Source organism: Paracoccus sanguinis (assembly GCF_900106665.1).
Classification (GTDB): domain Bacteria; phylum Pseudomonadota; class Alphaproteobacteria; order Rhodobacterales; family Rhodobacteraceae; genus Paracoccus; species Paracoccus panacisoli.
The window spans coordinates 74681-87055 of record NZ_FNNA01000003.1 but is presented as its reverse complement, the minus strand read 5'-3'; the positions used below and the strand labels follow the sequence as shown (position 1 = coordinate 87055).

Sequence of the window (12375 nt, the reverse complement as noted above, 5' to 3'; positions counted from 1 at the left end):
GCGGCGGGCAGGCGGCGCGTGCCGCCCGGACCCGCCGCCCCATCCCCTCAGGCGCGGTTCATCCGGTTCTCGATCAGCTCGTCCACGACCGACGGATCGGCCAGCGTCGAGGTGTCGCCCAGTGCGCCATAGTCGTTCTCGGCGATCTTGCGCAGGATGCGGCGCATGATCTTGCCCGAGCGGGTCTTGGGCAGCCCGGGCGCCCACTGGATCAGGTCCGGCTTGGCGATCGGCCCGATCTCGGTGCGGACCCAGCCCTCCAGCTCCTTGCGCAGCTCGGACGAGGGCTCGATCCCGTTCATCAGCGTGACATAGGCGTAGATGCCTTGCCCCTTGAGGTCGTGCGGATAGCCCACGACCGCCGCCTCGGCGACCTTGGGGTGGGCGACGAGCGCCGATTCCACCTCGGCCGTGCCCATCCGGTGGCCTGAGACGTTGATCACGTCATCGACCCGGCCGGTGATCCAGTAATACCCGTCCTCGTCCCGGCGGCAGCCGTCGCCGGTGAAGTAATAGCCCGGATACTGCTGGAAATACGCCTCTTCAAAGCGCTGGTGGTCGCCCCAGAGGGTGCGCATCTGGCCCGGCCAGCTGTCGGCGATGGCCATCACCCCCTCGACCCCGTTGCCCTCGATCAGCGCGCCGGAGGCGGCGTCCAGCACCGCCGGCTTGACCCCGAAGAACGGCAGCGTCGCCGCCCCCGGCTTCGTCTCGATCGCATAGGGGATCGAGGTGATCATGTGGCCGCCGGTCTCGGTCTGCCAGAAAGTGTCGACGATCGGGCAGCGGCCCTTGCCGACGTGCTTGTCGTACCAGACCCACGCCTCGGGGTTGATCGGCTCGCCGACCGAACCGAGGATGCGCAGGCTCGACAGGTCGTGCTTCTCGACCCACTCGGGCCCCTGCCCCATGAGGCTGCGGATCGCGGTCGGCGCGGTGTAGAACTGGGTGACCTTGTGCTTGGCGCAGACCTCCCAGAAGCGGCCGGCGTCGGGATAGGTCGGCACCCCCTCGAACATCAGCGTGGTCGCCCCGTTCGAGAGCGGGCCGTAGACGATGTAGCTGTGGCCGGTGACCCAGCCCACGTCGGCGGTGCACCAGAACACGTCGCCGTCCTGATAGTCGAAGGTGTACTGATGCGTCATCGACGCATAGGTCAGGTAGCCCCCGGTGGTGTGCACCACCCCCTTCGGCCGCCCGGTCGAGCCGGAGGTGTAGAGGATGAACAGCGGGTCCTCGGCCCCCATCGGGCGCGGCGGGCACTCGGGGCTCGCGTGCTCCATCAGGTATTTCACGTCGACGTCGCGGCCGTCGACCCAGGTGGTCTGGTCGCCGGTGTGCTTGACGACGAGGCAGCGCACCCGGTCCGAGCAGTGCAGCAGCGCCGCATCGGTGTTGGACTTGAGCGCGGTGCGCCGGCCACCGCGCGGGGCGGTGTCGGCGGTGATCACCAGCTTGGCGCCGCAGTCGTTGATGCGGTTGGCCAGCGCGTCGGGCGAGAAGCCGGCGAAGACGATGGAATGGATGGCGCCGATCCGGGCGCAGGCCAACATCGCATAGGCCGCCTCGGGGATCATCGGCAGGTAGATCACCACCCGGTCGCCGCGCATCACGCCCTGGCTCAGCAGGACGTTGGCCATCCGCTGGACCTTTTCCGACAGCTCGGCATAGGTGATGTGCTGCGCGGGCTGGGCCGGGTCGTCGGGTTCAAAGATGATCGCGGTCTGCCGGGCGCGCTGCGGCAGGTGCCGGTCCACGCAGTTCACGCAGGCGTTGAGCACCCCGTCCTCGAACCACTTGATCGAGACGTTGCCCAGCGTGAAGTCGGTGTTCTTGACCTTGGTGTAGGGCTCGATCCAGTCCAGCCGCTTGCCCTCGCGGCCCCAGAAACCGTCCGGGTCGCTGATCGACTCGGCATAGCGCGCCCTGTAGTCCTCGGGCGTGACATGGGCCTTGGTAAAGCCCTCGGGGATGGGGTGCTTGGCAATGGCGTCAGACATGAATCCTCCCAGTGACTTCCGTAACGCGTCGTCGCGAGTCCGACCCGCGCGCTCCTCCCGCGGGCGCCGTTCACGCAGAGTTGCGGGACCGGCTGGGCTGACCGTAGAAGATCGCCGGAAGCTTGTCATATGCAAATATTGCAAACAGTTCGGGGGCCTCTGCGTGACCTGTAAACCTCAGCCGACCCCGGTGCGGCCGTGACCGAGGGGCCCGGCCACCGCCCCGATCCGCACCGCGCGGCGGACGCCGAGGCGCGTGCCGCGGCCCGGGCGCTGCTCGGGGCGGCGCGCGACGCGGTGCTGGCCGTGCTCGACGCGGAGGGCTGGCCGATGACCTCGCGGATCGCGCTGCAGACCGATGCGGCGGGGACGCCACTCGCGCTGCTCTCGGGGCTGGCGCTGCACAGCGCGGCGCTGTCCCGTGACCCCCGCGCCGCACTTCTGCTGACCGACGACGCGCCGACCAAGGGCAGCGCCCTCACGCGCCCGCGCCTCTCGCTGCAGGTCGAGGCAGCGCTGGTGCCCCCCGCCGACGAGGCCGCGCTGCGCACCCTCTGGCGCGCCCGCGATCCCAAGGCGGCGGTCTATCTCGGCCTGCCCGACTTCCGCTTCTGGCGGTTCACGCCCCGCGCCGGCCTCCTCAACGCGGGCTTCGGCGCGGCCTTCCGCCTCACCGCCGCCGACCTCGCCGCGCCCCCCGCGGAATGACAAAGGGCGCCCGCGGATCGCTCCGCGGACGCCCCGTGTCAGGGTTGGACCTAAGGCCCTATTCGGGCGTGTCCATCCGCACCCGCAGGCTCACCGTGCCCTTCACCGGGGCCGAGAAATCCAGCGCCACCTGGTTGCGCCCCGATCCTTGCGCAAGCTGCACCGAGGGCAGGTCGTTGTTGCGCCCCCCCGAGGCGTCGGTGATCGTGCCCTCGGGCACCACCGCCTCGACCTTGAGTGACTGCCCGTTGAAGGGCAGCGCCGCGTCCGTCCCGACCAGCCAGCGGCTCGCCGCGGTGTTCTGGGTGTGGGTGACGTACAGCGGGTTCGTCGTCGGGGTGCGGATGCCGTAGAAGGTGTTCCCCTCGAACCGCACCCCCTGCATCTTGTCCATCCGCAGGTTCGCGTAGCTCGTGTCCACCCGCTCGACCCGGTCGATGTTGGCGTAGAGCGACTTGAACACGTTGCCCATCACCGTCAGCCCCGACAGCGTGTGCCCGGACCCGTAGGGCTTGATCACGATCCACGAGAAGTTCGAGACGGTGTTCGAGCACAGGAACGTGTTGCCGGTGATCGTCAGCCCGCCGAAGGACGCCTGCGGGGTCAGGGCGTTCGGGGTCGGGTGGTGCTCGTTGGTCCACTCGATGCTGGCGTTGTCGATGTAGTTGCCGGTCACCGTCACCTGCGCGACCCGGCCGGTCAGCACCAGCCCCGCGACCCGCACCCCGGTCGAGCCGTCGCCCTGGAACCAGTGGTTGCCGGTGATCAGGTGCCCGGTCCCCGAGGCCACGCAGAAATGCCCGAAGCGGACGAAGCGGTTGTCGCGGATCTTGGTGTCGTTGGCGTTGATGTTGAGCGCGATGCTGGTGCGATTGCCGGCCGGCAGGTCGAGGTCGTCGGACATGAACTCGCAGCGGTCGATCAGCATCCCCTGGCAGGCCTCGCCGATCGAGGTGATGCAGCGGTCCTGCGGCCGGGTGAAGAAGCAGTCGCGGAACGACCAGAGCCCCCCCGAGGGCGGCAGCATCACCCCGTTGGCGTTGCCCTCGAGCCCGAACTCGACGTTCATGAAGTAGAAGCGGTCCACCTGCGGGATGGTCGAGAAATCGAACGCATAGCGCCGCCGGATGAAGGTGTAGTTGCGCGTCCCCGCCCCGCCGAACAGCGGGTTCGAGAGCGTGATCGTCCCGTCCGACAGGTTGCGGGCGGTGACGTAGACCTCGCGCCCGACGCCGGGACCGGTCACCCGCGATCCGACCTCGATCGCCGAGAGTTGGCCCACGTTCTTCAGCCTGTAGCCGTCGTTCGGGTCATAGGTCGCGGCCGCCGTCACCGTGCGGCTGTTCCACGCCGGGCCGGGCACGATGGCGATCTGCCCGTTCGCCACCACCCGGCGGCTCGAGAACGCCGTGACGCCGGGGGCGAGGTCGCCGATCACCAGCGGCTCGGTCAGGTCTACCTTGCGCCCGCAGAGGTCGAGGATGTTGTGGTCGCAATAGTCCAGCAGCGCCTGCAGCGCCTTCTTCATGCCCTCGGTCTCGTCGCCGAAGGCGTCGGCATAGCTCGGGAAATCGAAGTTGCGCCTGAGCGACAGCCGCGCCGTCCGCGGCATCCGCAGCGTGCCGACGAAGCGCACCGGCTCGTTCATCGTCAGGTCGCCGTTGATGCGGTAGGTGCCGGCCGGGACCAGCACCTGGCCCCCCGCCGCCGCCGCATCAGCGCGCAGGAAGGCCGCGCGGTCGTCGGCCACCCCGTCGCCCACCGCGCCATAATCGCGCACGTCCACCCAGTCGATCATCGCCGGCACGAACTCGGCGGTGACATCCTCGATCCGCAGGTTCTCGATCCGCACCGCGCCGCCGTTCGGCCCGATCAGGTCCAGCCCGAGATGGCCGATGGTCGCCGTCGGCCCCCAGCTCATGTCCACGCCCTGCCGGGTCGCCGTGGCGATGATGGCCGAGACCTCGACCACCCGCCCGTAGCCGGGCAGGCTCACCGCGTCGCTCGATTGCGGGACGCCAGAGACGACCACCCGCTGCGCCGTCCCCGGCCAGCCCGCGACCCGCACCTGCGGCAGGTTGCCGGCGATGCCCTTCACCCGCGCCGAGACGCGCAGGAACGTGCCGGGGATGATCGGCGTCTCGCCCATATAGCGGATGCGGGTGACGGTCTCGAGCTTCTGGATCTCGAGGCAGGGCCCGAAATCCTGATCCGCCGGCACGATGGCCGCGTTCGTCGCCCCCGACCAGGTGGGGTCGTTGGCCACGCCATTGGCGCGCGACCAGTTGTAGAGCCCGGCCGAGAAGCCCGGCGGCATCAGTTGCAGTCCGGCGGTGACGGCGATGTTCATGGGCGTCCTCCTGACGTGGCGAGGACGACAGCGCCCCGCGATCAGGCCGGACCCTGCCGGGCCGCGGTTGACGCGCGGTTAACCCGCCGCCCGCCGCAACACCGCCCCGCGCAACGGCAGGGGCGAAATCGGCCCCCGCCCGTCAATTCAGAAAAGCCCGCGAGTCAGCCCGCGGTCAGCTCGCCCGCCAGCGCCCGCGCGATCAGCGCTTGCGTCTCGGCCACGCCGTAGAGGGCGATGAAGCCGCCGAAGCGCGGCCCCTGGTCGGCGCCGAGCAGCACCTGATAGAGCGCCGCGAACCAGTCCTTCATCGGCTCGAACCCGTGGTCACGGCCGACGGCATAGACCATCTCCTGCAGCTTCTCCGGGTCGGCGGGCGCATCCCACGCCGCCAGCCGCTGGACGAGGTCGGCCAGCGCCCCCGCCTCGCGCGCATCCGGCGCCCGGAACACCCGCGCCGGCGCCACGAAGTCGTTGAAATACCGCACCGCAAAGCCCGCCGCCTCGTCCATCTGCGGGTTGGTCTCGGGCGAGGCCTCGGGCGCGTAGCGGCGGATGAAGCCCCAGAGCCCGTCCTTGTCCTTGGCCCCCGCCACCGAGGCGAGGTTCAGAAGCATCCCGAACGGCACCACCATGTCCGAGGCGGGCACCTCGCCGCCGTGGATGTGCCACACCGGATTGGCGAGCTGCTGCTCGGGCGTCTGCCCCGGATAGGCACGCAGCTGCTGGTGGTATTCGTCCACCGCCTTGGGGATGACGTCGAAGTGCATCCGCTTCGCGGTCTTGGGCTTCTGGTACATGAAGTAGGACAGGCTCTCGGTGGCCGCATAGGTCAGCCACTCGTCGATCGACAGCCCGTTGCCCTTGGATTTGCTGATCTTCTGGCCCTTGTCGTCGAGGAACAGCTCATAGGTGAAATGCTCGGGCGCACGGCCCCCCAGCACCTCGCAGATGCCGTCATAGATCGGCGTGTTGGTCGAGTGGTCCTTGCCGTACATCTCGAAATCGACGTCGAGCGCCGCCCAGCGGGCGCCGAAATCCGGCTTCCACTGCAGCTTCACCTGCCCACCCGTGACCGGCAAAGTCCACTCGCGCCCGGTCTCGTCGTCGAAGGTGATCTCGCCGCGCGCCGCGTCGACGTGCTTGATCGGGACATAGAGCACGCGCCCCGTCTCGGGGTGGATCGGCAGGAAGCAGGAATAGGTCTGCTGCCGCTCTTCGCGCAGCGACGCCAGCATGATCTCCATGATCGCGTCATAGCGCTCGGCGGCGAGCCGCAGGGTCGGGTCGAACTGCCCGGATTTATAGAAATCCGTGGCGCTGATGAACTCGTAGGCGAAGCCGAAGGTGTCGAGAAACCGGCGCAGCATGGCGTTGTTGTGGTCGCCGAAGCTCGGGTATTCGCCGAACGGATCGGGCACCGAGGTCAGCGGCTTCTGCAGATGCTCGCGCAGCATCTCGGTCTGCGGGACGTTGTCGGGGACCTTGCGCATCCCGTCCATGTCGTCGGAAAAACAGAACAGCCGCGTGGGGATGTCCGAGATCATCTCGAAGGCGCGGCGGATCATCGTGGTCCGCGCGACCTCGCCGAAGGTGCCGATATGGGGCAGGCCCGAGGGGCCGTAGCCCGTCTCGAACAGCACGTAACCCTTTTCGGGGTCGCGCTTTTCATAGCGTTTCAGCACCCGGCGGGCCTCTTCGAAAGGCCAGGCCTTGGAATTCATCGCCGCATCGCGCAGGGTGGTCATCGTCCGTCTCCGTCACATCGGCCCCTGCCGTAGCCGCGGGGTCGGCCCGCGTCAATCTGTCCAGCCCCGCTTGCATCCGAGAGAAAGCCCATGACCACCGACCTGCCCTCGTTCTCGCCCTGCGACGCGCTCGTTGCGGTGATGGTGGCGGTGTCGGCCTCGGACCAGAACCTGCGCACCGCGGAACTCGTGGCGATCGAGCGGATCGTGAACCACACCCCGGTCTTCGCGGACTACGACATCGACCGGATTCGCGCGGTTTCCCAGACGGTTATCACGCTTTTCGAGGAAGAGGACGGGCTTGACGCGCTGTTCGGGCTGATCGGCTCGGCGCTGCCGGGGCGGCTGTTCGAGACCGCCTATGTGCTGGCCTGCGACGTGGCCTCGGCGGACGGGCGGCTGACCGAGGACGAGCTGCGGATGCTGGGCGAGATCCGCGAGGTGCTCGAGCTCGACCGGCTCCACGCCGCGGCGATCGAGCTGGCGGCGAAGGCGCGGCACCGGCGTCTCTGAGGGCGTTGCGTAAGGGCGGCCCGCAACGTGCGGCAAAGGGTGAGGAACCGCCCGCGACCCTTTGACCGCAAACGAAAAACATCCATGCACAGACGATGCACCGTTCCTGCATCGTTCGTGCGATGTTCATGCACAGTTCATGCGAACGCCCGCGCACACCCGCGTCAGATCTCGGTCGGCAGCACCCCCGCCTGCTCGGTCCCGGCGCACGCCGCGGCCACGACGTCACGTTGCAGCCGCTTGGCGCGCGCGGTCCAGCCAAGCACGCCCTCGGGCAGCTCCTGCCCCTCGGTCGCGGCGCGGCGGGGCAGGTCCGCGACCATCACCGCAAAGGCGCGCTCGGCCCCGTCCGGCCCCCGCGCGTAGCCGGCGAGGTTCGAGACGAAGTTGAGAGTCCCGGTCTTGGCCTCGACCAGCGGGCGCCCGGGCGCCCCGTCGCCGCCCCCCTCGCGCCCCAGCGCCTCGGCCAGCGGGTCGCGGTTCAGAAGCGGCCGCAGCCGCGCGGCGCTGTCGGGCCGGGCGAGCAGCGCCACCAGCGCCGCCGGGCTGATCCGGCTGCCAGCGCCGAGGCCCGAGTGATCCTCGAACACCACCCCGCCCGCATCCGCCGGCGCATCCGGCAGCGCGCGCATCGCCCAGTCGCCCATCGCGCGGGCCGACGCCCTCAGGTCCGGCGCGCCGCTCGCCGCCAGCCCCACCACCTCGGCGGTGAGGTTGGTCGAGAACTCGAGCATCCCGCGCAGGATCGCCGCGAGCGGGCGGCTGTCGCGGCGGGCGATCTCGGCCGCATCCGCCGGCAGCGCGTCCAGCATCTCGGGCGCGGGTAGCGGCAGCCCCGCAGCGCGGGCCAGCGTCTGGAACACGTCGCCCGCGTAAAGCCCCGGTCGCCGCACCGGCAGCCAGCGGCTGCCCGAGGCGCCGAGTGCCGCGCGCGGCACCTCCCACCGCTCGGCCGGGGTGCCGTCTTCGGCCGCGACCCGCCACGCGCCCCCGCCGGGCCGGGTCGCGGCGGTGATGCCGTAGGCGCGGGGCGCCGCGCGCTCGGCGCGGGCGGTGAGCGAGAGGGTGCAGGCGCTCTCACAGCGCCAGCCGAGGTGGACGCGGTTGAAGTTGAGGATGATCCCCGAGACGGCGGGGTTATAGGCGAGCTGCGCCGCCTGCCCCGGCGCGATCTCGGCCAGCCGCGGCAGCGCCCCCTCCCACACCGCGAAGCGGGCCGGGCGCCAGTCGCCCACGGCCCGCGCCGTGTCGGCCGCCAGCGTGGCGAGCGCGTCGCTGTCCAGTTCCGGGTCGCCGCCGCCCGCGAGGATCAGCGTGTCGCCCGCCCGCAGGATGCGGGTGGCGAAGCGGTGCCCCTCGCCCAGCCGGTCGAGCGCATAGAGCGCCGTCACGGTCTTGAGCGTCGAGGCCGGCGGCAGCGCCAGCTGCGGGTCATGGGCCAGCACCTGCGCCCCGGTTCCCAGATCGACCGCCAGCGCGCCGAGCCGCGCCGCACCCAGCCGCGCCCGCGCCAGCAGCGCCTCGGGCCCAAGCGCGGGCCGGGGTCGGGGCCGCCGCGCGACGGGCACCAGCGCCTCGGCCAGCGCAGGCCCGCCCAGCCCCCCGGCGACGAACGGCACCAGCCCTGCGGCCAGAACGGCGCGCCGCGAGATCGACGTGTGGGGCATGGCGGTCCTCGTGGCCTGCGGGTCGGGTGCGGACGGGGATAGCCGAAAGCGCCCCAGGGGGAAACCGGTGGGCCCCGGCGGGGGATCGGGTGACCACTGGCAGATATCGCCGCCCGCCACCGCGTTGGCCGCCCGTCACCGCCGCCGCGGCCCCCCGCCCTCGGCCAGCCACGCCGCCAGCGCCAGCCCCGCGATCAGCGCGAGCCAGCCCCATGGCGGCAGCAGCGGCCGCACCGCCAGCCCGTCCACCGCCGCCGCTTCGCGGGGGGTGATGCCGATCCACGGACGGGCCACGCCCTCGCCCTGCGCTGGGCGACCGGGGCGCACCACGCGCAGATCGGGCACCCCGTCCGACAGGCGCTGCACCGATCCGCCGCTGGCCGCGACCAGCGGGGCGAGCGCGTCGGGGCGGGCCACCGTCTCCTCGAACTCGCGCGGGGCCGGGGGGCCGAGCGCGGCGACGCGGCTGAGCGCGCCCTCGGCCAGGCGATAGAGCCCCGGCGCGGGGGCCTGATAAACCGCCTCGAACCGCCCGGCCCCGGCGGGGGCGAGGGTCAGCGCCTCGTTACCGCCGTCGGGCCGGGTGATCGTCACCGCCCCGACGCTGTCGCCCATCGTGCGGCGCGTCACGACGAGGCGCATCCCCGGCGCGGTGGCGACGTCCAGCGCCTCTTCCTCGAGCTCGGGTTCCTTGAGCGACCAGTGGGCGATGCGGCGCAAGAGTTCGGCCTGCGGCCCGCCCCCCTCGAAGCCGCGCCCCCAGAGCCAGACCTGATCCGAGGCGAGCAGCGCCACCCGCCCGCGGCCGACGCGGTTGACGATGAGCAGCGGCGAGTCGGATTCCAGCACGCTGCCGGTCACAGCCGAGGGCCGCGCGGTCAGCAGCACCTCGGCCCGCGGGTCGGGGATCACCTCGGCCATCCGCAGCCAGCGGCCCCACGGGTGGGTGGCGCCGCCCTCCGCGCCCTCGGGCGTCCCCGGCAGGCCCGCGGTGACCGGGTGGCGCTGGCCGGCGGGGGTGGGCCAGGGGGTGAAGGGCACCTCGATCAGCCGACCCGTGGGCCGGCCGGGCAGGATCGGGGCGAGCGGCGACAGGTGCAGGCTCTCGACCCCCGCCATCTCGGGGCCGGAGGCGACGAGCAGCGCCCCGCCCTCTTCCACATAGCGGCGGATGTTGTCGAAATAGGCCGGCGGCAGGATGCCGCGGACCCGGTAGCGGTCGAGGATGATGAGGTCGAAATCCCCGATCCGATCCTGGAACAGCGCCTCGGTCGGAAAGGCGATCAGCGCCAGCTCGTCGACCGGCACGCCGTCCATCTTGTCCGGCGGGCGCAGGATGGTGAAGTGGACGAGGTCCACGTTCGGGTCGGATTTCAACAGGTTGCGCCAGGCGCGTTCGCCCGGGTGCGGCTCGCCCGAGACGAGCAGCACCCGCAGCCGGTCGCGCACGCCGGCGATGGTGACGGCGGCGCGGTCGTTCAGGTCGGTGAGCTGCGCGGGCGCCCCGCCGGGGTCGTCGAGCGACAGCGCCACGACGTTCTGGCCGGCGTGGGCGGGGGTGACCGGGATCTCGAGCGGGACGCCCGGCGGGATCGCCACCTGCGCGGCGGGTGCGCCGTCGATCGAGACGCCGAGCGTCGCCGCGCGCCCGGCCACGGCATCGGGCGGGGTGCCCTGGTCCTCGACCCGGACGCGCAGGGTCACGGGCTGGCCGATGAGGCCGAAGGCCGGGGCTTCCTCGATCATCAGCCGGCGGTCCCAGTCGGTGGGGGCGCCGGTCAAAAGGACATGGACCGGGGCGGGCGCGCCGTCGGGCAGCGCGGCGGGGATTGCCGCGGGGTCGTGGGCGAGCCCGTCGGTCAGGACCAGCACCCCGGCCAGCCGCGCCGCCGGCTCGGCCGCGAGCGCCCGGGTCAACGCCGCGCCCAGCCGCGTCCCGTCCGGGTCGTCGCCCAGCGGGATGCGGCGCAGCTCGGTCCCCGGCAGCGCCGCGACGGCGGCGGCGAGGCGCTCGGCCGCGGCCGCGGTCTGGGCGGGGCGGCCGGGCAGCGACTGGCTCGCGCTCTGGTCCTCGATCATCAGCACGATGTCCGAGAGCGCGCGGCGCACGCCAGTCTCGACCCCCGGCCCGGCGAGCGCTGCGGCGAGCGCCAGCCCGGCGAGCCCGCGCCACGGCCAGCCGGGCAACCCCCGCGCCCAGGCCAGCGCTGCGGCGGCCAGCGCCAGCGCGGCGAGGGCCGCGACCGCCGCCCAGGGCAGCGCCGGGTCGAAGGTCAGCCGCGTCACCGGATCGCCTCCGGCCCGATCACCCCCGACCCGCGCGGCGCCTCGCGCCCCAGCCGCTCGAGCAGTTCGGGGACGTGGACCTGGTCGGATTTGTAGTTCCCGCTCAGCGCATACATCACGAGGTTGATGCCGAAGCGCAGCGCCAGCTCGCGCTGCCGCTCGCCGTCGTAGCCCGCGCCGATGGCGTAGGCGGGCAGGCCCTCGGGCGTCGTGGCCCAGGCCTCGGCATAGGCGTTGCCGCCGATGATGACCGGCGAGACGCCGTCGTTCGAGGGCGCGAAGCCCGCGCCGGTCGCCTCGGGCGACTGCGGCGCCTCGACCCAGAGCGGGGCGGCGGTCCAGCGGCCGGGGAAGCTGTCGAGCAGGTAGAAGGCGCGGGTCAGCACGTGGTCCGGCGGCAGCGGCGCGAGCGGCGGGATGTCGAGCGGCGCGGCCAGCCGCTGGAGCGCGGCGCTCGCGTCAGGCGCCCCGGTCCCGGCGAGGTCGCCGTCGCGGGTGTCGAAGACGATCATCCCGCCGGTGCGCAGAAAGCGGTTGAGCGCGGCGTAGGCGGGCGGCCCGGGCAGCGGCTGGTCCTCGGTCACCGGCCAGTAGAGGAAGGTCAGCAGCGACAGGTCGTCGGTGTCGAGATCGACGCCGACCGGGGGCCCGGGCTCGACGGTGGTGCGCTCGGTCAGGGCTTGGGAGAGCCCGGTGAGCCCCGCCTCGGACGCGGTGTCGACGCGCGGGTCGCCGGTGACGACATAGGCAAGCGCCCCGGTGCCCGCGGCCTCGGCGAGGCGGGGGTCGGGATCGGCGGGGGTGAGCGCGGCGGATGGCCCCGGTGCCGGGGGTGGGGCGTCCTGGGCCAGCGCAGGAGCGGCGAGGAGGGCGAGGAGTGGGAGGAGCAGCGCCGTGGGGCGTAGGCGCGGTGTGAGTGACGCGCGGGGGGTGCGGTGTGCGGCAGGGTGCTGGAACGGCGCAGATGCCGCGGAGGGGGTGCGGTGTATCAGGAGGAGCGCCTTGAGAACGGCATAAGACATCGGCCGCGTGAAGGGTCCACGGCGCGAACGGGAGGCACGGTCAGGCTCGGCGATGGCGCGAGGGTGCGCTGCCATCTTTGG

The 12375-nt window shown here is 72.0% G+C and carries 8 protein-coding genes; 2 read left to right on the top strand and 6 right to left on the bottom strand.

Annotated features, from left to right (window positions below; translation table 11 throughout):
• Nucleotides 1–47 precede the first annotated feature (47 nt).
• The gene (gene acs, locus BLW17_RS11655; RefSeq protein ID WP_052176190.1) at nucleotides 48–2000 is read right to left on the bottom strand and encodes an acetate--CoA ligase; all 1953 of its coding nucleotides are present in this window, start codon (nucleotides 1998–2000) and stop codon (nucleotides 48–50) included.
• Between the two features lie 198 nt (nucleotides 2001–2198).
• Between acs and BLW17_RS11650 the strand changes: the two genes are divergently transcribed.
• Nucleotides 2199–2708, top strand: a complete 510-nt coding sequence (locus tag BLW17_RS11650; protein WP_036731314.1) for a HugZ family pyridoxamine 5'-phosphate oxidase — start codon at nucleotides 2199–2201, stop codon at nucleotides 2706–2708.
• A 58-nt stretch (nucleotides 2709–2766) separates the two neighbouring features.
• On the opposite strand, the gene BLW17_RS11645 is transcribed toward BLW17_RS11650, so the two are convergent.
• Together BLW17_RS11645 and BLW17_RS11640 are read right to left on the bottom strand one after the other, a co-directional pair.
• Nucleotides 2767–5058 carry a glycosyl hydrolase family 28-related protein gene (locus BLW17_RS11645; protein ID WP_036731317.1) on the bottom strand — a complete coding sequence of 764 codons (2292 nt, stop codon included), beginning with the start codon at nucleotides 5056–5058 and terminating at the stop codon, nucleotides 2767–2769.
• A gap of 164 nt (nucleotides 5059–5222) precedes the next feature.
• Nucleotides 5223–6806, bottom strand: a complete 1584-nt coding sequence (locus BLW17_RS11640; RefSeq protein WP_036731319.1) for a lysine--tRNA ligase — start codon at nucleotides 6804–6806, stop codon at nucleotides 5223–5225.
• Nucleotides 6807–6896: 90 nt separating this feature from the next.
• On the opposite strand from BLW17_RS11640, the gene BLW17_RS11635 reads away from it, so the two are divergent.
• Nucleotides 6897–7319: a tellurite resistance TerB family protein gene (locus BLW17_RS11635; protein WP_036701964.1), complete on the top strand. Its 423-nt coding sequence runs from the start codon at nucleotides 6897–6899 to the stop codon at nucleotides 7317–7319.
• A 164-nt stretch (nucleotides 7320–7483) separates the two neighbouring features.
• Here BLW17_RS11635 and BLW17_RS11630 read toward each other — a convergent pair whose 3' ends face one another.
• From BLW17_RS11630 to BLW17_RS11620, 3 genes are all read right to left on the bottom strand, one after another.
• A complete protein-coding gene (locus BLW17_RS11630; protein ID WP_052176192.1) occupies nucleotides 7484–8986 on the bottom strand; it encodes a D-alanyl-D-alanine carboxypeptidase in 1503 nt (500 codons plus the stop codon).
• A 135-nt stretch (nucleotides 8987–9121) separates the two neighbouring features.
• The gene (locus tag BLW17_RS11625) at nucleotides 9122–11272 is read right to left on the bottom strand and encodes a membrane protein (protein ID WP_036731322.1); all 2151 of its coding nucleotides are present in this window, start codon (nucleotides 11270–11272) and stop codon (nucleotides 9122–9124) included.
• Nucleotides 11269–12294 carry a DUF4159 domain-containing protein gene (locus BLW17_RS11620; protein ID WP_074826674.1) on the bottom strand — a complete coding sequence of 342 codons (1026 nt, stop codon included), beginning with the start codon at nucleotides 12292–12294 and terminating at the stop codon, nucleotides 11269–11271. The genes BLW17_RS11625 and BLW17_RS11620 overlap by 4 nt, the downstream gene beginning before the upstream one ends.
• Nucleotides 12295–12375 lie beyond the last annotated feature (81 nt).

Coding starts and splice junctions, on each gene's coding strand:
- BLW17_RS11630 (WP_052176192.1), bottom strand. CDS start 8,986: ATGCCCCACACGTCGATCTCGCGGCGCGCCGTTCTGGCCGCAGGGCTG.
- BLW17_RS11645 (WP_036731317.1), bottom strand. CDS start 5,058: ATGAACATCGCCGTCACCGCCGGACTGCAACTGATGCCGCCGGGCTTC.
- BLW17_RS11620 (WP_074826674.1), bottom strand. CDS start 12,294: ATGTCTTATGCCGTTCTCAAGGCGCTCCTCCTGATACACCGCACCCCC.
- acs (WP_052176190.1), bottom strand. CDS start 2,000: ATGTCTGACGCCATTGCCAAGCACCCCATCCCCGAGGGCTTTACCAAG.
- BLW17_RS11635 (WP_036701964.1), top strand. CDS start 6,897: ATGACCACCGACCTGCCCTCGTTCTCGCCCTGCGACGCGCTCGTTGCG.
- BLW17_RS11640 (WP_036731319.1), bottom strand. CDS start 6,806: ATGACCACCCTGCGCGATGCGGCGATGAATTCCAAGGCCTGGCCTTTC.